Here is a 21,734-nt window from a genome sequence, read left to right on the forward strand (position 1 = left end):
GAATATTTAATTTCAATATAATATAAATACATTCACAGTGTATTGTTTAGTGTTTATTTTCTTGAGTGTTGTTGATAGCGACGTTCATTTGAAAGGGTTTAATTCATGAGTAAAGTAGGTCAAAGAGAACGTGTCACTCAAGATCGCGTAGTTCAGCTTTTCGAAAAACAGCTTGGTTACGATTATTTAGGTAACTGGGAATACCGTGAAAACAATAGAAATATTGAAGTCGATTTACTCAGTCAATGGCTAACTAAACGCGGTATTTCCGAGGGCTTAATTTCTCGTACTTTACGAAAACTGGATGCTGCTTCTGCATTAGGTGAGGGTAAAAAGCTTTTTGATGCCAATAAAGAACTATATCGTTTACTACGCTATGGCGTCAAAGAGAAGGAAGGTGCGGGTGAAGCGGTAAAAACGGTTTGGGTAATTGATTGGGAGAACCCAGAAGCTAACCATTTTGCGATTGCCGAAGAAGTGACAATAAAAGGGGAGTTAAAAAAGCGCCCTGATATTGTACTTTATGTAAATGGCATCGCTTTAGGTGTGATTGAGTTAAAGCGGTCTTCGGTTTCCGTTAGTGAAGGTATTCGTCAAAACTTAGATAATCAGAAAAAATCATTTATCCGTAACTTTTTCACTACGATGCAGTTAGTGATGGCTGGTAACGATACACAAGGCCTACGGTACGGCACGATAGAAACCACTGAAAAATATTACCTCGAATGGAAAGAGCCTGAAGGCAACGCATCGCTTTTAGCTTCAGGCATAAAAGCTGACACAATGCTTGACCAACATATTGCTCAGTTTTGTAATAAGACGCGATTTCTGCAAATTATCCATAACTTTATCGTATTTGATGCGGGTATTAAAAAGACCTGCCGTCATAATCAATTCTTTGGTGTTCAAGCCGCTAAAAAGCATATTGAAGCAAAACAGGGCGGTATTATCTGGCATACACAAGGCTCTGGTAAAAGTTTAACCATGGTGTGGTTAGCTAAGTGGATTAGAGAAAACATTGCCGATGCGCGTGTTTTAATTGTGACTGACCGTACTGAATTAGACCAGCAAATTGAAGGTGTATTTTCAGGTGTTGATGAAGATATTTATCGTACGACAAGCGGCAAGGATTTAATAACCACTTTAAATGAACCTAACCCATGGTTAATTTGTTCATTGGTCCATAAGTTTGGTCGAAACGGAGAAGTCATCACTGATGAAGATGATGAGAGTGCTACTTCTGAGTATATTGACTCCTTAGTAAGCAGTATTCCCTCTGACTTTTCTCCTAAAGGTAATTTATTTGTGTTCGTAGATGAATGTCATCGTACACAATCGGGCAAGTTACATACCGCAATGAAAGCTCTGCTTAGTGGTAGAGAAGGTCCTGATGCCATGTTTATTGGCTTTACAGGTACACCGCTGATGAAGAAAGATAAGAAAAAATCTTTAGAGGTATTTGGTTCTTATATTCACACCTATAAATTCAATGAGGCGGTTAGTGATGGCGTTGTGCTTGATTTACGTTATGAAGCACGAGATATAGATCAGCACTTAACATCGACTAAAAAAGTAGACCAATGGTTTGAAGTTAAAACCAAGGGGATCTCTAATCTAGCACGCATGCAGTTGAAGCAAAAATGGGGAACGATGCAAAAGGTGCTATCGAGTAAATCTCGTTTAGAGCAGATTGTCAGCGATATATTAATGGATATGGAAATAAAACCTGCCTTAATGTCTAGACGAGGCAATGCAATGCTTGTGTGCGCAAGTGTTCATCAAGCCTGTGTTGTTTATGACCTGTTTAATAAAACAGATTTATCAGGAAAGTGTGCGATTGTGACGAGCTATAAGCCAGCGGTAAGCACTATTAAAGGAGAGGAGACTGGAGAGGGACAAACCGAAAAGTTATTCAAATATGATACCTATCGTAAAATGTTAGCTGATTACTTTGAACAAAGTGAAGATGAAGCAACTAAACGCGTAGAAGAGTTTGAAAAGTCAGTGAAGAAACGTTTTGTTGAAGAGCCTGGGCAAATGCGCTTATTAATTGTAGTAGATAAACTCTTAACGGGCTTTGATGCACCTTCAGCAACTTATTTATACATTGATAAAAATATGGCTGATCACAATCTATTTCAGGCGATTTGTCGTGTGAACCGCTTAGATGGTGAAGATAAAGAGTACGGTTATATTGTCGATTATAAAGATCTATTTCGTTCGTTAGATAAAGCGATAAAAGATTATACGGCGGAAGCTTTTGATGGGTACGATGAAGCTGATGTTGCTGGTTTATTAAAAGATAGATTGGTACAAGCAAGAGAAGATCTCGATACAGCATTAGAAACTGTTCGTGCACTGTGTGAACCTGTTAAAGCGCCTCGTCATACGACAGACTTTATTCATTATTTCTGTGGTAAATCAGGTGTAGAACTGACAGAAGAAGAAGGGCGATCAGAGAAAGAAGCTTTACGTCTTACGTTGTATAAAGCGGTTGCTAAATTATTAAGATCTTACGCAAACCTTGCAAATGAAATGGAACAAGCTGGTTATTCTGTGGCGGAAGCAGAAAAAGTTAAGCAAGCTGTTATTTACTTCGAGAAAGTTCGTGATGAAGTAAAAGTTGCAAGTGGTGATCTGCTAGAAATGAAACGCTTCGAACCCGCTATGCGCGGTCTGCTTGATATGTATATTCGAGCAGATGACACTGAAATACTCATGGACTTTGAGGAGTTAGGTTTAATTGACCTTGTCGTAAACAATAATGGTGAAGGTCTTGATTCTTTACCTGAAGGAGTGAAAGGTGATGAAGAAGCAATGGCCGAAGCTATTGAAAATAATGTACGTAAAACCATTGTAGATGAAAACCCTGTTAACCCTAAGTATTATGACCAGATGTCAACATTGCTAGACGACATCATTAAGCTTCGACGTGAAAAAGCACTGGATTATCAAACATACCTAGAAGAGATTAAAGCATTAGCTAGAAAAGTAGTAAACCCAACTGGTTACAGTAAAGCAAACTACCCCGATACGGTTGATTCCGCTGCAAAACAAGCTTTATACGATAACCTAGGCAGTGATGAAGTATTAACTACTAAAATTGATTCTGCAGTACGTTATACCAAAAAAGCAGATTGGTTAGGAGATCGCTTCAAAGAGCGTGAAATAGCAAATGCGATCAGAGAAGAAACAGCTAGCTATAACGTTGATATTGTAGAAGTAATGGATCTGGTTAAAGCACAAAAGGATTATCATTAATGCCATTGGCTGATCAAAACAGTGAGCTGCTTATTGCCGGTATTAAAGTTCACCTTAATCATAAAACTATAAAGAATATCCATTTAAGCGTGCTTCCGCCTGATGGGCGAGTACGTTTGTCTGTTCCTCATGGGACAGGTGAGCAAGCAATTCGTCTTGCTGTTATTAATAAGCTTACCTGGATAAAAAAACAACAAGCTGATTTTGCTAATCAACCTCGTCAAACTACCCGTGAAATGGTCAGCGGTGAAAGTCATTATTTATGGGGCAAGCAATATCGCCTTTCAATTATTGAAACAACGGGAAAATTTCAGCTAAAAGTAAAAGGCGATGAGAAGATAGAGCTTTCTGTCGCTGAAAATACTACTGCAGATAAGAAGTTAAAATTATTGAATGATTTGTACCGGAAGGAAATAAAAACATCTTTGATTAAGTTACTGCCATTTTGGCAAAAAAAGTTAGATGTTGAATCCGAAGTGGTGGGTATTAGAAAAATGAAAACTAAATGGGGGAGCTGTAACATTGAAGCTAAACGAATTTGGTTGAATTTAGAACTCGCTAAAAAGCCACCTGAATGCATAGAGTTTGTTCTAGTGCATGAACTAGTACATTTGATGGAACGCTATCATAATGACCGTTTTAAGCGCCTTATGGATAAAAATATGCCTGACTGGCGAGAACGTAGAAACTTGCTCAATAGCTTACCGCTTGCGTATGAGGATTGGAGTTATTGATTGTTTTGCTCTATTTAAAAACTTCCACTTCCCAAATTATTAGTTTGAGAAGTTGTTAATTCTTTTTATTTAATGCCTTGTAAAGTAATCGCTTGAAAATAACTTTACCTATATCGCTAGTTTACTTATCAGCATTTTCACTTAGAAATTTAGCAATATCCAAGTATTTTTCTTTTCTTAAGTAAGCTGGCTGGTCAAGATTTTTATTATCTAACTTGGTTTGTTCTCTTGTCGTAGTCGGTGAAACATTGGCTTGTACTGATAGCTCAAAATTATCTTGTGCATTCATAGTCTCAATAAAACCAGTAGCAATAACAGTAATGTGAACTCCTATATCACTCTTTTCTCTTGTTGTAACACCGATAATAATTTCTGAATCTTCTGCTGTATATTGCTTTAAACAATCACCAGTTTGATTAAATTCGTCAAAGCTAAAATCGTCACCCGCTACAATGTGGACAAGCATTCTGCCAATATTAGTTAGTTCAATATCTTCGATTAATGGGCAGGACATTGCCATATCAACTGCCTTTTCGATTCGATTTTCACCTTTAGCTTCTCCAATGCCCATAACACATTTAACGCCTTCTCCAGTATTAATTGTTTTCAAGTCGGCAAAATCTAAGTTTATTAATCCCTCTTCTTCATTGATAATCGCGGTGAAGCCAGATATAGCATTATATAAAACATTATTTGAGGCTTTTAATGCATCTAAAAATGTTGTTCTAGGGGGTAATGATTTTTGAAGTTTATCATTAGGCAGTACAATCAATGAATCGATATGCTTTGTTAATAAATTTATGCCTTCTTCTGCATACCTCATTCTTTTTTTTCCTTCGAATAAAGAGGGTTTAGTGACAACTGCAATAGTTAAGGCTCCTTGCTCTTTAGCTACTTGAGCGACAATAGGCGAAGCGCCGGTTCCCGTTCCTCCTCCCATACCCACGGCAATAAATACTACATCTGCTCCGATTAATGCATTACGAATTTCTTCTATGCTTTCCACTGCAGATTCATAGCCAACTTCAGGATTTGCGCCTGCGCCTAAGCCTTTGGTTAACTCGGCGCCTAGTTGTATTTTAGTTTGAGTTGGTGATGAATTATTGGCTTGAACGTCTGTGTTCATCACTATAAATTCTACTCCCTCTAATCCTTCTTCAATCATATGTTTAATCGCATTTCCACCACCTCCTCCTACGCCTACTACCTTTATCACTGCAGTTTGCTGGTGGGCATCATTATGTAATACGGTATAGATCATAGAATTTAGTTCGTTGTTTTCATGTTTTGTCATCAATAAATACCTAAATTAAAGTTATGAGTTGTGGCTATTGGTTTACGATGATTATATTCTTTGTAAACAAGTATTTGTCATTCAGAATCATTGCTTGCGACATTTTTCGTCGCCTGTTTAAGGAAGGTATTATGAGTCAGTCTTTCAATCGAAAAATGCAAACATTAAAATCTATTGGCTTTAATACAAACAAAAAGGGCGTTAAGCAAATACACTCTGAGTTAGTTGGAGAAGGGTTTAATATAGATATAAGAACGTTACAAAGGGATATTAACTCACTGTCTAAAAGTTTTGATATTGATAACGATGGAAATAAAGATCAACCAGGTTGGTTTTGGAAAAAGAATGCGGATACGTTATCTTTTCCAGGCATGCAGCCAAGTGTTGCTGTCACATTCAAATTAGTTGAAGCGTATTTAAAGCAAACATTCCCTCCTGAAACCCTTAAAAATTTAAAAAGATATTTTGTTGAAGCCGACAGCTATCTACAAAATAACCCATCAAATAAATTAGCAAATTGGGAGAATAAGGTAAGTATTGTTTCTCGCTCTCAACCTTTTATTAACCCTGTGGTAAATGAAGACATATTAATAACGGTCTACGAGTCGTTGTTAGAAGAAAAACAAATAATCGCTCATTATAATTCCAAAGATGGTGGCCCTAGTAATTATGATATTAACCCTTTAGGTATTGTCATCGTTGATGGTGTCATTTATTTGTTATGTACGCTCTGGAATTACACCGACATAAGACAACTTGCATTACATCGATTTGTTACCGCTGATAAAAGCAAAGTAGATGTAATACCTAGTCAACATTTCAATTTGAAAGAGTACTCAAATAAAGGTGGATTTTTATTCCCGCTTGAAGAGGAAGAAGAGTTAATCAAATTAGTATTACTTGTACCGGATTGGGTTGCTGACCATCTCGAAGAAAGGGCGTTATCTGAAGATCAAATAATCACGGAACATGAAAATAATACTAATCGGCAGTTTAAAGTGACAGCGACTGTTTTAAATACTGCACAGTTAAGATGGTGGATTTCACATTACCATGCATTGGTTGAAGTATTAGAACCGCAGAGCTTACGTGAGCAGTTTAAAAAGCAAGCAAAAGCATTACATAACTTATACTCATGAACTGAGTTTATAGTTCGCTAGACAACTATCTTGAGCCTAAACAGACTCAACTACGCGTAAAGAATTGTCGAGCAGTATGATCAAAATTAAACGCTTCTTCATTAATTAGTTTTGTTGAATATTTAGAGTGTATTACTCAAACATACCGATATTTCATTTCTTTTGTGGATAAGGCGATAGCTTTTTTACTTTTTTTTTATTCATTCGTAACAGGCTGATTTATTTTTACACTTTATAAGTGTGTTCATACATCGGAGGCAACAGTTGAATTAACTAGAATATGTGTTTTTTGTACACAGTTGTTGTGTAAGCTTTAAGTTATGCTCAAAACAGATGCTGCGCCTCGAAGAAAGTGACCTAGTTAATGAGTTAATGAGTTAATACAGATGCTACAGACTTAAAATCAACGGTATAAGTTTGTATTGACGTTTCACATTCATTTCGATAATGGATATCATTGTTCATAATTAAAAGGGATTTTCATATTGATACGCATTATGTTTTGTCGCGTACCAATTGATTAGCTTTATACTATCCATTTCAGAATCGGTAATTAAATTATTTTTAATTTATATTTCTGGATCTATAGGATCTTCAACCAATTCAAATAAATCTCCTATTTGTATATCCAAATATCTGCATAAAACATCTATAACCTCAATATCAATTCGAGTAACACTTTCATTGTATAACCGATGAATTGTGTTTTTATTTATACCTGTATCTCTAGCGACTTCAGCTACTTTTAGCCTTTTTTCACCTAATATTCGCGATAGGTTACATCTGATCAAAATACTTCCCCTGAAAAATAAATACCCACAGAAGGTATTTAATGGTTGCAATAGTGATTAAACGAGTTATTATACCTTCAGTGGGTACAAAAGCTCATTTTTAATTATAAAATACCTAAGGGATAATTATGTCACATATATACCTGACTACGGAAGAGCTTGCGTCACAAATTAAATATGACGTAAGAACCATACGAGAATCTTTAAAGGATTCAGTGCTATTTGAAGGCATTCATTATATTCGCCCATTTGGAGGAAGAAAGATTTTGTATATTTGGGATCGTATTGAAGACGAAATGTTAAATGGTCCAAGTATGGACAATATCATGAAACAAGTAATGTAAGGGGACGTTATGGGAAGCATCAGAGAAATACGCGGGAAATTAGCTTTTGATTTTCGTTTTAATGGTCTCCGTTGTCGAGAGCTGTCAAAGCTTGACGATACAAAAGTTAACCGTAAGCGTTTGGAACAAATTTTAAAGCGAATTGAGTCTGAAATAACGTTAGGTCAGTTTGTTTATAAAAATTATTTCCCTAATAGTAAAAGAGTTGAAAAATTTACTGAGATAGAGGCTAAAAAAGTAGAGGTGAGATTAATTGAAGGGCTTGAAGAAATTGACCAGGCTAGCCCTTATTTTTGTGAATTCGCTTTGCTGTGGTTATCAGAGAAAAAAATAGAGTGGCGCGAATCCAATTATGCAACTGTTGAGGATGTGCTTAATTTACACCTTCTCCCTGTTTTTGGTGATAAGAAGCTCAGCGACATCAAAAAGGCAGATATTCTCAATTTTCGTTCAACACTCGCCAAAGTAACCGGACGAACAAATGGGAAGCTATCTGCTAGTCGCATTAACCACATAATGACTCCGTTAAGAGTGATTATGAATGAAGCCGCTGAGCGTTTTGAGTTTACCTCTCCTTGGAAAAATATCAAGGCATTACCTGTTCCGCGTACTGATATTAAGCCATTTACACTTGATCAAGTTCAATTATTTCTTACGAATGTTAGGCCTGATTTTCGTTGCTATTTTTTAACCCGTTTTTTTACTGGATTAAGAACGAGTGAAGTTGATGGCCTGTTATGGACAAAAGTAGATTTTAAGACAAGGGAAATACACATTCATCAAGCACTAGTAAAAGGGAAGTTAATACCAACAAAAACGGATGGTTCATATAGAACTATTCAGATGAGTGAATTTGTTTATAACGCATTGCTGGCACATAAAAAAGCAGTAGGGCACAGAAGTCTGTATGTGTTTTCTACTACCAATGGAACATATCTACAAAACCGTTATATATCCAGGCATGTGTGGTATCCGACTTTGGCTAAATGCTATTTAGAAAAGCGTAATCCATATCAGACACGACACACTGCAGCGACATTATGGTTAGCTGCTGGCGAAAGCCCCGAGTGGATTGCTTATCAAATGGGCCATAGCTCAACAACGATGTTATTCCGTGTCTATAGCAGATTTGTTCCTAATTTAACGCGTCAGGATGGTTCTGCATTTGAGCGGCTATTAACTAGTAAATTTCCTGAACTACCCATGGAAAGTAATTAGCTCTTTAGTGTGACGTTGTTGATGCTAGATAAGGTGTCATTCATTCCGCTTATCATTTAGTGGAATAAATTTAGTTTGAAATGTTTGAATAATATAAGGTAAATATCATGGAATTAAACAAGAGAGAGGCGATTGTTGGTTTACTTAAAGAAACAATACGCTTAGTTAATGATAATAAAATATGTAGTGGATCGTTGTTATCAAAGAATCGTTTTTCATATCGCAAATTATGCCGCATGCAATTGTATAAGCAATATATGGATATAAGTGTATCACGCAGTAGTGTTATTTCAGATCCTGTTACTTATGAATTATTTCGTGAGTTAAAATTTATTGTTGAGGGTATCCAGAGACCATCGTTAAGTCTTGCTGAAGTTCAAATAAAATACTCTGAAGAGATTAATCAAATACAAAATCTAAGCATCGATTTGAAATCAACTACCGATTTCAGCCTTGAATACCCTGAGCTTTATGGTCAATTTAATAAGTTATCTCATTGGCCATTAATCAAATATTTACTGTTTAAAGATAGCACAGGTGATTATTTTTATTGGATAGATAATGATCTTATTATTAAAGCTGGAGGCTATGATAATTTTACCGATTTAAAATACAGTGAGTGTAACCTTCATCGCAATATAATGGGAAGAGGTCTAAAGTCGGCCGTTGAATTACGCTTCCCACAATATCTAACATCTGCACGAGTTGGGTTAGGCAAAAAAGTTTACCGCTCTCTGGGTGAATTAGTATTTGGAAACATGGTTCATATTGCACAATTACAAGATGATGTTATATGGCAATATGATACAGGGCTGTGCAGGGAAAATAGTAATAAATCGATGACAAGTGATTTCTATATTAAATCACTTAATTTGTTAATAGAAGTCTCAATGTTTATTGAAAATGGTCGTGGTAGTCGTGGTAAAAATTATGATTTAAGGCGTAAAGAAAAAGTCGACATTTATAATAAAATGGATATTAAGTGCTTATTTATAGACTCATCTGAGTTTTACCAGCAAGGTTGTTTTTTGGCCTTAAAGTTTGCACTAGCCATTGTTGAAGAACTTAACAAATTGAGTTATTTTGCGTTAAATAAAACAGTGGAAGTTGATGAATCTAAATTAGGTTTTTTTGAATCACTGGATGCTAAACCAGAGCTTACTGCAGAAGAGTATTTAGTCTTTTTAGAAGAGAAGTTTGATTTAACGCATACTGCTCAACTGAGTCAAGATAAGTCCTTCTTGCGTCAAGTCATTAAGCTACGTTTCGATGCGAATACGGTTTTTAAACTTTTAACGGAAAAAGGAAAGGAGCGCCGCAAAATGCGCTGCAAGAACCGATAGTCTAAAATATTAAATTTGCCACTTAATTGTGTGATTAAGTGGCGACACTTTGTTTTTCGTGTGAAATGTACAAAAGATAGCATTATTTGATACTTTAATTCACTGATTATTATTAATAAATTACAATTATAATCATAATTTATTCTGCTTTATAATTAACAATTCACCCTGTTAAACAATATTTAACTAACTAAAATCATCTATATTCGTTTTCATCATTCACTTTAAAGTTACCTCTCATAACACGTAGATAAATTCAAAATTCAGTAATCTTAATAAGAAAATACAGTTGAACTGTCAATTTAAGAAGTCCAGATATGCTTTGCCTTAGTCAATATGTATATAACCCTACAAAAGCTAATCTATGGGATTTAACACTCTTAAGCACCATAAAATGTCGTGGTAGTTTGCTTGTGTCCCTATAAACCACCTTAGCTAGCAATGTTTTTAATCTAAGTGGAGTGACTAAATAAAGAAAGGGGAGTGGTGTTTTTCAAGACAGTTATCCTTATCTTGAATTTAGTTTAAAAAATACATGCAAACCTCTGATACAACATGAATTAATCAATTATGTTGAGTTAATACATACAATTAGAAGGTTTAAATTAGGGTCTTTATAGAGATCCGATGTCATTTTTTATAAAGTATTTGTGATTTTCATGTTCGTGTGAAAAATCATTTGATTAAAAAGGCTTTATATTCAAAATCTATTTTTACTTTTTCTTTTATTTTCCTATTAATCAATCTATTAAGTTTAATTTATAATTTTTTCGTCGATTTGTTATTTCGTCCTGCCATTTTTTACCTTTAAATTCACCATTCCAATATACTTAAATTAGACTTTTTTGGTTGTTTTTTGTTCCTTGTGTTGATTTTTTATAGTGGGATTAGGAGGTTTTTATTCTGGAGTTTTGGGACTTCATGGGAGATTAGTAGAGCAATAAAATTATTTATAAAGAGTTAGTTTTTGAGCTACTAGCATTCTACCAATAATCCCTGGAGGGATGAATATGAAACATATCGTAACTAGATCCTTAAGCAATAAAGAAAAAGTAGGTATAAAAGTAAAAATACATCCATTGCTTTTAAGTGCTTATGAATTTATTAATGGCTTACCGAAAAAATTTAATAAAGCAGAATTATCACAATCATTAATAGCAGATATGACTTTATCTTTACCAATATTTGTATGTAAAGACAAAAGAAGCATGTACATAATCTCAGGCTTTGAGTGCATTTTTTTTGACCTTACCAATTTAGATTATAAAAATCGTACCGTAATATTAGTGTCCAATTTGACAGAAGATGGAATAATTCATTTTTGTTGGTCACATATTTTAGACAAAATTTTATTTACACTTGATACACAACGATTGGCGGAGCTTTATTCGATAATGAAAAGCAAAATGCCAGATTATATCGCTCAATTACTTGTAAAGAAAAATTGTTTGTCTAAAAAAGATTTTTCAAACATTTTTGGTATTTCAATTGATACTTTGCATAAACAATATTCTAAGTTGAATAATAAACCTTACCATAAAACGGCTTCAATCTTTGATATGAGTAAACGCTTAATTGAGGAAAGTCGAAATGAGCAATGATATTAGAGAAGCAGAAATAAAAATATTTTTTGATGATCTTTACTGTTTTTCTAAAAAGTTCAACTCAATTTTAGCTAGCGAAGTACTACGTCTAAATTCATTACTCGGACATGAACTAAGTGATGACTTTCCCGAAGTACTAATGAGTCAAAAAGTATCTGAGAAGTATATTATTCCGATGTTTCATGGTGACACCAGAAGTGTATTAAAACATATAGAAACCGAAAATTTACTTTTACAATGCCCTGTACAAACCCTCATTTGTAGTACGTTTGATCCTTCACTAGTAAATTATGAAAAATATACATTGTATAAAGCGCTTTCTTTACAGGTCGTGATACGGCAAATTATTAATAAAGATGTAGCAAGTAAATCGAACAAATTATGTAATGAAATTCGCCAATTATCATTAGGCAGAAGGCTAAGGCTTGAAAGCTACTTACCGCTTATTAAGGGAGAACCTTTATCGGTTTTAGTTAATAATTTTAATTCCCTAAAGTCTAATGATGCACTTTTAAAGGATGATAAAACGAGAGCACAATTAGCAAACTATTCAATTGCATACACTGCTGCATTCGAACATTCTACGACCAATAAGCGTGTACACACTAATCATGATTTAAGCAGACATCTAGAGTTTAAACCATTGATAAATTTAGATGATAGTGCTGACTTTGATGCTTGTGATATATCAGAAGTATCAGATGCAATTCTTCAGAGTAAACCTTATGAGAGTGAAGATCTTTCTTCTGAATCAGATAAGAAATTAATACTTATATCGAGCATAAATGATAATTCAAATGCAGTTAATTCATTTATTTCACGTGAAATTGTATCAAAAATTAAGCGAAGAGACATGATGTTACCTTGTGACATCTATGCTCCAACTCAATTTGAAATATCGAAATTAATAGACCATTGTTTTAAAAGTTTAGAGACACCATCAGGCCACTGCGCAAAATTACTATTGTTATCTTTAATATTAGGTACTTCTACTGATGGTGTTAAACAACTTCGTGTGGTTAGAGATACTGATAACAATATTGTTGGGATAAAAAGAACGCATAAATTGCCATCACAAAAAACGTCAAAAAGTACCGAGCATATTACTTCCAAAGTGACGAAGGATATTACAATTATTCTGCCTGAATATATTATTAGTAATTTAAGCAATTTACGTTTCACCAAAGTAGATAAATCAAAAGTTAAAGCATCCTTACTTAGTATAAACAAAGAATATGGTACCCATTTAACAGAAATAAAGATTGCTAGTTATCTACAACAGAAATTCCATAATGAGAGTAAAAGTCCGGTAATACCCGCTATTATTAAGGGAGAACACTTAGATCGTTTGCCCGCTCTTTATTATAACCAAATAGATATCAATGAATTTAATAAAGCTTATTTACGTTACCTTAACTATTTAAATCACCACGGTGATTATGGCCCTTTATTCCACATAAACGAGTCAATACTTGAAAGTGATAAAAAAATTGGATCACCTTTATTTATTGGGATTGATGAGCTGAAAGTTATATTTAATGAATTACAGTCTCGCGTGAAAAACATATTGCGTTTAAAGAAAAAAAAGTTCAGTAAAAATGCTCACAATTACATTGTCATTTACACACAACAAATCATTGCCATGTCATCTGGCTATCGTCCAGTTACAGGTTGGCTTGGTAAATTGTCTGATATAGACTTAGCCAATAAGCAATATTGGATTTCAGATAAAGAAACACAATCAGTAGATTCAAGCAGATTGATAGTGTTGCCAACTATTTGTATTGAAGTAATCAAACAATACCTTACATATGTAAAACAATGTATTCGTTTTTATAAGAGAAGCGACCCTACGTTAGCAGATCGTTACCATAAAATATTAACAGGTGAAGAGCACCTGACTTTTTTTATGAAATCGATTGGTAACAAGGGAAAGACAATAACAGAAGAAGCATCTCCTAAAACTATCCAATATCATTTGAAGGATATCTTTCCTTTGCAATTGAATTGGTACCGACACCACATGTGTTCATATTTAAATTTTGTAGAAGAAGACCCAAGCCTTATTCGAGCATGGATGGGGCATTCTGATTTTGGAGGTAATACCTTTACAGCCTCTAGTAGTTGTTCTTTTAGAAGCATGGAAAGTATAGCTAATGCCATTGATAGATATTTATCGAAAATAGGTATTGAGGTTTAAACATGACAAAATTAATAGGTGTTGAAGGTCGAGCAGAAGCTCGAAAAACTGAAAAATCAGTAGCAATCCAAAAAGGACTGGTTTGTTTTAAGCAATATTTTGATTGTGATGCACAACCGCCAAGTAGCAAGGAATTTAATGAGAAGTGGTTACGGGTAATCTCTATAATTGGTGAGTATTGTAAATCAAAAAAAGTGTATAGAGCCGTTTATAATACGCTTCAGAATTTAGTAAAAAAATTATGTTCAACTAAAAATTGGAAAGTAGAAATTCCGACTGTGCTGGCTACACACAAGCAAACCCCTCCTTTAAAAAATAAAGTATGGGTACAAAATGCTTGGTCAATAGATAAGTCCTATTCGAACTGGTTTAGGGAGATCGGTAAGTCAAACCTCTTATCCTCTGCTGCTGAGTTATATCAAGCGACCATGCTATCTTTTATTTTACATTCCGGACATGCTTCATTAAGTAAAGTGAATGCCTTTAATCTTTTTTTAAATGATCCCAAAGAGGTGCTTAAAGGACTGAATGATATTGTTTATATACCATTAAATATAGAGGATAAATCGTTAAGCAGTAATGTGTATGTGAATGGAGAGGCAATTACCTTACTCAATTGTTATTTATCTGAGTTAACATATGCATTATTACAAAAGTGGCTGAGAATAAATAAAGTTTCCTGGAAGCACCCTGATAGCGATAGTGAAATTTATAATAAAATCATGTATATGGATTTTATGAATAAAAATGAAATGCCTAAAAATTTGGATAAATTTTGTTTGTCAGCTGTTTTTGTTACGGAAAAAATCACAAAAAAACCTCTTACTTCAGCGATGCTAGAGTTTGCTATAGATCATAATAAATCTTATTCACTTCCTCAAGCTAACTTATCGCGTTTAATGACGCCTACAGTTAATAGCGTTTTACCTGCAAAATTACAGGAATACTCTCAAAAGCATATCATCTCAAAAGCAGACAACACTGCATTTGGTTTTATTCCAACAACTGGATTTTGGAATAAGCTTTTGTTAATCATACGTGAAAAATCTAATTCACAACAAAAGTTGAAACTTGAGGGGTTACTGGCAGAACATCTTGCACTACAAGAATTTATGCTTATTTCATGGTATTTATTGAAAATAAAGACCTGTAAGCCAAGTACAATTAAAAGATACCATAATGTAATTTCTAGATGTTGGTTGAAAATAGCAAGTACCAAACATTTCTTTGATATGGAAATCGATGAAATAGAAGATTTATACTTAGAAGAGCTGAATAAAAAAAGAACGATTAAAACTCAACAGTATTTTACTGACAGATTACTCGATCTACACAATTATGCAGTGAGCAAAAAGATATTACCTGCAATCGAGCAGAACTCAGTTTTTTTCCATTCAGTTAAAAACCATGTAAGAGCAGGGTTTGTGGATGAAGTACTTTTCAGTGCTTTATTAACACAATGCTTGTCGGTAACAGACATTAGTGAACAGGATAAGTTAGCACTTCAGGTGATATTAATCCTTAGTTATAGAGCTGGTCTAAGACTAACTGAATGCCTTAAGTTACAGAAGAAAGATTTAGAGCCATCTACTGATGGTTGGCTATCTGTAAGACCAAATAAGCATGCGGATAACAAAACCTTAAGTAGTTTAAGGAAAGTACCTTTAAATCGGCTTTTATTAAGCCATGAAATGGATTTAATTAAACAATATTTACAAATTTCTCGTCTACAAAACAATAATGAATCAAGCTTAATCTTTACGTTTGGGAGTCAATTGGGGTCAATGTTGCCTGGCTCTACCATTTCAAGCTTTGTTACAAGAAGGTTACGGGCACTTTCAGGATGTGATCACTTTGTTTTTCACCATTTAAGACACAGTGCACTAACAAGATTACAAATGATGATTGAACTACCCATTGTTCGATCTGAGTTGAAGCATATTGTTCCTTATAGCCAAAAACAACGCGACTTTATTATTCGTAAAGTGTGTGGGGAAAATATAGCCAATAAATATGAAGCATTAGCTGCCGCTGCTGGGCATAGTGCTGTGCAAGTTACTTTTCAATATTACTTCCACTTATCTGATTATATTTTGGCAGAACATTGCTCTGAATTAGATATACCACTTTCTTCTAAACAAGCGTTCACTCTTGGATTAGGGTCAAAATCAGTATGCCAGTCATACTTTAATCAGTTTGATGAACTTAATCCACACCATTTCAAGTCCTATCTAAATAGAAAACATCAACCAAAATCATTACCTTCAAGTGCGACTAGCAATGGGGAGGTAAGGGCAGTCGTTCGCTCTAAAAATACACCTAGTATTCCGTTATGCTATTCAATATTACAAAAAATAGAAGATGGTGCTGATGTCGAAAGTACTGCATTTCAATATGGTATTAGCCCCGAGTTAATTGATAGGTGGATATCTAGGGCAGAGATGATAAGGGATAATTTTTATACTACACATAAAAACACACCCAGACACGTGTCTAGTGTCAGAGCAAATAATCTATTGCCTGGCTCTATCAGAAGGCAATCGGAACAAGCCTATTGTGATAAATTAGCCAAGAAGATAAGCACGCATTTTAGTACTAATAAATTACTGTTAAGGGAGATTATGACTTATGTATTAAATAATCGTTATATTGCGCATTCTGGGATTACATTCAATTCACCTGACAAATTGAACTGGTTTATCAACTCATTAAAGTCTGTTATCTCAGTATCACATTGGAGAGCTGTCACTTACAGAGTAGAAAATAGTATCAATGCAGAGCATTGGAAAATTGGGCTACAAGGGATTGAGCAAATTATAGGAGAAGTAGGGACGCCTAGTGGCCGAAAAGCGAAGGGCGCCGTAAGGTTAGAATTTATCAGCCCAGATGAGAAAGCCCTTATTAACGGCAATAATTTAACAAAATATTCATCACATGTATTCTTATATTTGATGCATATGTTAGGGATTATGATGGGTGGGGTTGTTAATAAATAATCGAAATATGATGCTGTGGTAACTGTAATAGGACAAAGCTCTAATGATATTGGATAATATTCACAATTTCTTTTAATGGCTCGTTTTAAGTGCTTTCTAATTTTGAGTAGCCTAAAAGTAGCTGTATTGCTCAAAGGTTTTTTATTTTTGTATAATTAGAGATGCTTTAGTTCATATAAGCAACTCCCTTTCCTGTATTCCATACTTTCATAATGCTCTTCTATTGGATGGTGTAGTAGCGTTATGTAATTCTGTTTTGAAAGCAAAATAATCTATTAATAGATAGGGCATAAAGCGAGATAGAATTTATGTGTGTTTTTTAAGCATCTAATGTCGGCTGCTCTTACATTGTAATCCTTAGGTATTATTCAAGCCTTAGCGCAACTACTAGCCTTAAGCAGAAGTAAAGCAATTATCAACAAAGTTCAGGTCATGCCACTTTGTGGGCATCAATAATTGAAGATTTATACTGTACGTTTTGCATTTTTTCATCTGCAGCGGAGATGGGTGAACAGTCAATTAATGATGCTTTTGCTTTTTGCTCTTTGTGTAACAGCATACCTTACTTATCTCTTGTGTATATAAACACAAGCGCATGTCGAATGGTTCATTTGCACAACCGGTTAGGTTGCTGGGTCGCGAATTGCGAGTAATAATAAAGCACTAGATGAAAGGTGCTTTATTTAATAGTGAACAGTTGAATTACTGCTTCTTAAATCAACGTGATGCTAAACCAATCATTCCTAATGCAAAAATAGCAAGGGTTGACGGCTCTGGGATAGCGTTGATAGTGCTCGTATCTGCATCAATGAACGTGATTTTATAATCGTATGGTTGGCTTGTAGCATTGATAATTGTTGCCTAACGTGTAAAAGCCTGTCAAACCGGTAACATCTAATAGGTCTGTTTTGTTCGCAGTGTTTAGAGCGATGTTGTCTATCATACTACCAGAGCCTAACCCTAAATATACTTGCCAATCGTTTGTTTTTTTAATCAGTTAAGATGCAGGGGCGTCGAGTGATATTTCTCACTGTATAGATACCCGACACTTACCTTACGGTGAACATTGTTGTTTTTTGTGCATTAGCAGAACCTGTCTAAAGCAACATTTTGAAGTTAAAAAAATTGATGGTTTAATTGGTATGATAACATGATTAATAATTAGCATATCTACAGTTAAAGTTAACTAAAGTGATTGTTATGGTAGTGTAATTGATTGAAATATTAGTCATGTTAATTATCATTAATTACTAATAGTTAAAATCCATATACGCCAAATAATTGAGTGACTGTACGCCTCCTAGCGGGCTAACTTGGTATACCTAATAATCATCAGTTTTAGGAGTATAAAGCTGACATCGCTTAGTACTATTTTTAGCTTCTGCATTGTGCACAGAAAAATCACAAAAACGAAATAGTAAAACTCCCACTTTCGTATCAAATTGGCTATTGGACTGAATGGTTAATCGTGTCAATGTAAGACCGCTTTAGGCTCAAAGCGGATTATTCAAAATAAGGAGTCATGATATTAATCTTATCTCGCAAATGGGTACATGACGAGATAATAAATGTTGTTAATGCATTTTAAAATAGTGGCCCCAATAAATTATCTGCAGCACCATAATGATCAGGTTATATCCTTCATTGAAGTGTCCGGCTAATTCAACCACAACACTTGATGTAAATTCAAATAACCGCTTGAGCTCAATGGTTGTTATACTGAAAAAGAGGAGACAAGGTGACTGTTATCTTGGTAAATCAAACCAAAGAGCTTCAATAGCTGTATTTGCTTTAATATCTAATTTTTGTTCAGGCTCTACGGAAAAGCCGTCACCTTGCTCAAATAACTGACCATTGATTGTTATCTTTCCTTTAATAAGGTGTAAATAACCAGTCCGTAATTCTGTTTGTAAGCAAACTGTTTCACCTTTTTTCAATATTAAGCGTGAAATACTAGCATCTTGATTGATTGATAAAGTACCGTTGCTACCATTTGGAGTTACTAGCTCTGTCAGCGGTCCTTTTTGTTGAATATTTTTTTGTTCATAGCTAGGCTTAATTCCTTTTACATTAGGCTTTATCCAAATTTGAAGAAATTTTACATTGTCGACTTCAGACGCATTAAACTCTGAGTGCATAACTCCTCGTCCAGCACTCATTCGCTGAACATCACCCGCTGGTACAACATAGTCATTGCCTGTACTATCTTCATGCTTCAATGCTCCTTCAGTCACATATGAAATTATTTCCATATCACGATGTCCATGCTCCTCAAAGCCCTTGCCGGGCATTACCATGTCATCATTAATGACGCGTAATACTGACACCCCCATATGTTTAGAGTCGTAATAGCTACCGAATGAAAAAGTGTGTTTACTTTGTAACCAACCTAAATTAGCCTCGCCTCTGTCTTTTTCTTTTCTGATATATTTCATAAATTAGTTTCTCCAGTTGAGTGTATGGAGTAAATACTAATGCTTATTAACAATTGTTAAAATTAGTTAATTTAGTACTTGTTATTCTAAAAAATAGAATGTTGTTTATTGTTTCTACGATTTGCAGAGCGTTTTATTTGTTTTTACAGAGAGCTCTAACTGAATTTATAAAATATTGCGCTACTGGGCCTACGCTATCAATATCTTTAAATGCCAAGTAGAGAAGTACAGAGCGTTCACTGTTTCCATCAAGTTGAAGTGGTACCAGGCTCCCGTCACTAAGCTGATCTTTAATTAAGCTAAGCGGTAACCATGCAAACCCCAACCCTTTTGTTATCATATCAATAGAGCTTTGCATGTGACTGACTGTCCATCGTTGATTTGCTTTTAGCCAGCCTTCACTTACTCTCTCTTTATTACTTAATTTAGATGAATCTCTGACAACGATTTGTCTATAGCTTTTTAAATCTTCCAACGTTAACTTTCTGTTCTTCTTGTTAAGAGGGTGAGTTGGACTAACAACTGCTCCAAATTTAATATTACAAAGGCTTTCAATCACTCCTGCATCTAGTGAACTGGGAGAAATGGCGATTTCAACATCATCATTATCAAGCATCTCATTTGCTCCACTCAATATGGATTCAACTAACTCAATCTGTACTAATGGAAATTTTTCTGATACTTGCTCTAGTGCTTGGTAAAGTAGAGGTCGTGGGAATATTTCATCTACGGCAATTTTCAGATGACTCTCAATACCTTGACTCAATTTTATTCCAATATTTTCTACCTTTTTTGCTTCTTCAAGTAAATAACTAGATCTCCTCAGTATCATTTGCCCAGCTTCAGTCAGGACCGTTTTTCTCCCTTCTATCAAGAATAATTTTAAACCAAGTGATTCTTCTATTTTACTGACTGCATTGTGAATACTAGATTGGCTTTTATGTACACCGTGTGAGGCATGATTGAAGCCTCCAAATTCAACAACAGCATGAAACATTCTCCATTGTTCTAAAGAGATTTTTAGCATTATCTTTCTCACTTTTTGTGATTATATATTGAATGGTTTTTCAAATTGTCATCAAACTTTGAATATATATTCCAGACTTTATTCATTAGCTAATAGATTTGTCTGGACTATTAATTATCGATTATTGGTTATTATGAATATTGTGTTGCTTCTAATTTTCTTACTAAACCCTATTCGACTTAAAGGACGAAAGTAAAATTAAACTTGATCGAAAGAGATTTCTAGCACTTAGTTCATTCGCTTTAATAGAATGATTTGTACTAAATTAACCAATTTTATTCCTTTTATTTTTACTAAATAATACACCCATAGTTTGAAACAAAAGCGTTTAATCTTTAATTTTTGAGGAGTTATTATGAACAATATTTTATTTATTAAGTCATCTTTAAATGGCAATCAAGGGCAGTCAAATATTCTTGGAAAAATGTTAGTGTCAAACTTACAGGATAACGCAAATGTAAGCGTTGTTGAGCGTGATTTAGCTAACGATAGTCTGCCACATCTTACACAACATGAAATGTTAGCGTGGATGATAGATGAAAAAGATAGAACGAAAGAACAAGTTGAATTAGCAGCGACTTCGGGTCGTCTAATTGAAGAATTAAATAATAGCGATACGATTGTGATAGCAATGCCAATGTATAACTTTGGTATACCTTCTACATTTAAAGCATGGGTTGATAGGGTAGCAAGGGCTGGCGTTACGTTCCGCTACACTGAGAATGGGCCTGTTGGATTATTAAAAAATAAAAAGGTAATTGTTGTTGCTGCAAGAGGCGGCGTCTACTCTGGAACAGAGCATGATTCACAAACGCAGTATTTAAAAGATTTTTTAGCGTTTATTGGTATTGAAGATGTCACCTTTGTTTATGCAGAAGGTCTTAATATGCCAGGTAATGAAACTCGATTATTAACCGCGCAAAACGAATTAACGAGAATAACACTTTAGCTTAAACAGATAACATTTTATTGGTTAGTTTTAATTCAGAGCAGAAAAACTATTTGGTTAATTTTGTGGATATGGATTAGAAGGGACAGGCCAGTCTATGAAATCAATTGTTTTAACACCAGGTTTTTTTGATAGCCCTATTTGCAGGTAGTGCAGAGTTTTTTGGTGGTTTATTTATTTTACTTGGATTATTAACTCGTCCCGTGGCGATTGTACTTGTCGTGGCAATGGCCGTAGCTATAATTGACGGTACATATAGCAAATGGACTATTTATGACAAATAATGGGTATGAATTTGGTCTGTTTTTATTTGCCTTGAGCCTTTCATTAGCTTGCTCGGGTGCAGGGAAATTTACTTTAGATAGTTTTATAACAAAAAAAATGATTAAGTAAAATGTG

The 21,734-nt window shown here is 34.6% G+C and carries 16 protein-coding genes and 1 pseudogene; 11 read left to right on the forward strand and 6 right to left on the reverse strand.

What is annotated here, in order from left to right:
- Positions 1–105: 105 nt before the first annotated feature.
- Both MT391_RS00100 and MT391_RS00105 read left to right on the forward strand, forming a co-directional pair.
- Positions 106–3,261 carry a type I restriction endonuclease subunit R gene (locus MT391_RS00100; protein WP_499496542.1) on the forward strand — a complete coding sequence of 1,052 codons (3,156 nt, stop codon included), beginning with the start codon at positions 106–108 and terminating at the stop codon, positions 3,259–3,261.
- Complete coding sequence (locus MT391_RS00105; protein ID WP_499496543.1) at positions 3,261–3,995, forward strand: M48 family metallopeptidase; 735 nt, start codon at positions 3,261–3,263, stop codon at positions 3,993–3,995. Before MT391_RS00100 ends, MT391_RS00105 begins: the two co-directional genes overlap by 1 nt.
- Before the next feature lie 121 nt (positions 3,996–4,116).
- Here the strand turns inward: MT391_RS00105 and ftsZ are convergent, their stop codons facing one another.
- On the reverse strand, positions 4,117–5,289 hold the full coding sequence (gene ftsZ / locus MT391_RS00110) for a cell division protein FtsZ (protein ID WP_499496544.1): 1,173 nt from the start codon (positions 5,287–5,289) through the stop codon (positions 4,117–4,119).
- Positions 5,290–5,420: 131 nt separating this feature from the next.
- Between ftsZ and MT391_RS00115 the strand changes: the two genes are divergently transcribed.
- Complete coding sequence (locus tag MT391_RS00115; RefSeq protein WP_499496545.1) at positions 5,421–6,428, forward strand: helix-turn-helix transcriptional regulator; 1,008 nt, start codon at positions 5,421–5,423, stop codon at positions 6,426–6,428.
- 569 nt (positions 6,429–6,997) lie between these two features.
- Here the strand turns inward: MT391_RS00115 and MT391_RS00120 are convergent.
- Complete coding sequence (locus MT391_RS00120) at positions 6,998–7,270, reverse strand: helix-turn-helix domain-containing protein (RefSeq protein WP_499496546.1); 273 nt, start codon at positions 7,268–7,270, stop codon at positions 6,998–7,000.
- Between the two features lie 77 nt (positions 7,271–7,347).
- Here MT391_RS00120 and MT391_RS00125 point away from each other — a divergent pair, with 77 nt between their 5' ends.
- From MT391_RS00125 to MT391_RS00150, 6 genes are all read left to right on the forward strand, one after another.
- Complete coding sequence (locus tag MT391_RS00125) at positions 7,348–7,563, forward strand: hypothetical protein (RefSeq protein WP_499496547.1); 216 nt, start codon at positions 7,348–7,350, stop codon at positions 7,561–7,563.
- Positions 7,564–7,572: 9 nt separating this feature from the next.
- Positions 7,573–8,781: an Arm DNA-binding domain-containing protein gene (locus MT391_RS00130; RefSeq protein WP_499496548.1), complete on the forward strand. Its 1,209-nt coding sequence runs from the start codon at positions 7,573–7,575 to the stop codon at positions 8,779–8,781.
- Between the two features lie 107 nt (positions 8,782–8,888).
- Complete coding sequence (locus MT391_RS00135; protein WP_499496549.1) at positions 8,889–10,124, forward strand: hypothetical protein; 1,236 nt, start codon at positions 8,889–8,891, stop codon at positions 10,122–10,124.
- Between the two features lie 1,010 nt (positions 10,125–11,134).
- Positions 11,135–11,725, forward strand: a complete 591-nt coding sequence (locus MT391_RS00140; protein WP_499496550.1) for a hypothetical protein — start codon at positions 11,135–11,137, stop codon at positions 11,723–11,725.
- Entirely contained in the window at positions 11,715–13,928 is a 2,214-nt protein-coding gene (locus tag MT391_RS00145; RefSeq protein WP_499496551.1) for a site-specific integrase, read from the forward strand. Before MT391_RS00140 ends, MT391_RS00145 begins: the two co-directional genes overlap by 11 nt.
- 2 nt (positions 13,929–13,930) lie before the next feature.
- Positions 13,931–16,924 carry a tyrosine-type recombinase/integrase gene (locus tag MT391_RS00150; RefSeq protein ID WP_499496552.1) on the forward strand — a complete coding sequence of 998 codons (2,994 nt, stop codon included), beginning with the start codon at positions 13,931–13,933 and terminating at the stop codon, positions 16,922–16,924.
- Between the two features lie 430 nt (positions 16,925–17,354).
- Here MT391_RS00150 and MT391_RS00155 read toward each other — a convergent pair whose 3' ends face one another.
- The 4 genes from MT391_RS00155 to MT391_RS00170 all read right to left on the reverse strand — a co-directional run bounded on the left by MT391_RS00155 (position 17,355) and on the right by MT391_RS00170 (position 20,386).
- Entirely contained in the window at positions 17,355–17,483 is a 129-nt protein-coding gene (locus MT391_RS00155) for a hypothetical protein (RefSeq protein WP_499496553.1), read from the reverse strand.
- 158 nt (positions 17,484–17,641) lie between these two features.
- Positions 17,642–17,779 carry a PEP-CTERM sorting domain-containing protein gene (locus MT391_RS00160; RefSeq protein ID WP_499496692.1) on the reverse strand — a complete coding sequence of 46 codons (138 nt, stop codon included), beginning with the start codon at positions 17,777–17,779 and terminating at the stop codon, positions 17,642–17,644.
- Between the two features lie 890 nt (positions 17,780–18,669).
- Positions 18,670–19,359: a pirin family protein gene (locus MT391_RS00165; RefSeq protein ID WP_499496554.1), complete on the reverse strand. Its 690-nt coding sequence runs from the start codon at positions 19,357–19,359 to the stop codon at positions 18,670–18,672.
- 133 nt (positions 19,360–19,492) lie between these two features.
- Positions 19,493–20,386: a LysR family transcriptional regulator gene (locus MT391_RS00170; RefSeq protein WP_499496555.1), complete on the reverse strand. Its 894-nt coding sequence runs from the start codon at positions 20,384–20,386 to the stop codon at positions 19,493–19,495.
- Between the two features lie 355 nt (positions 20,387–20,741).
- Between MT391_RS00170 and MT391_RS00175 the strand changes: the two genes are divergently transcribed.
- Together MT391_RS00175 and MT391_RS00180 are read left to right on the forward strand one after the other, a co-directional pair.
- Positions 20,742–21,335, forward strand: coding sequence for an FMN-dependent NADH-azoreductase (locus MT391_RS00175; protein ID WP_499496556.1), 594 nt, complete (start codon positions 20,742–20,744; stop codon positions 21,333–21,335).
- A gap of 40 nt (positions 21,336–21,375) precedes the next feature.
- Positions 21,376–21,728: pseudogene (locus MT391_RS00180) on the forward strand (DoxX family protein); the annotation flags it as partial.
- Positions 21,729–21,734 lie beyond the last annotated feature (6 nt).

This window comes from Vibrio sp. 1-Bac 57 (assembly GCF_037546855.1).
Lineage (GTDB): Bacteria > Pseudomonadota > Gammaproteobacteria > Enterobacterales > Psychromonadaceae > Psychromonas.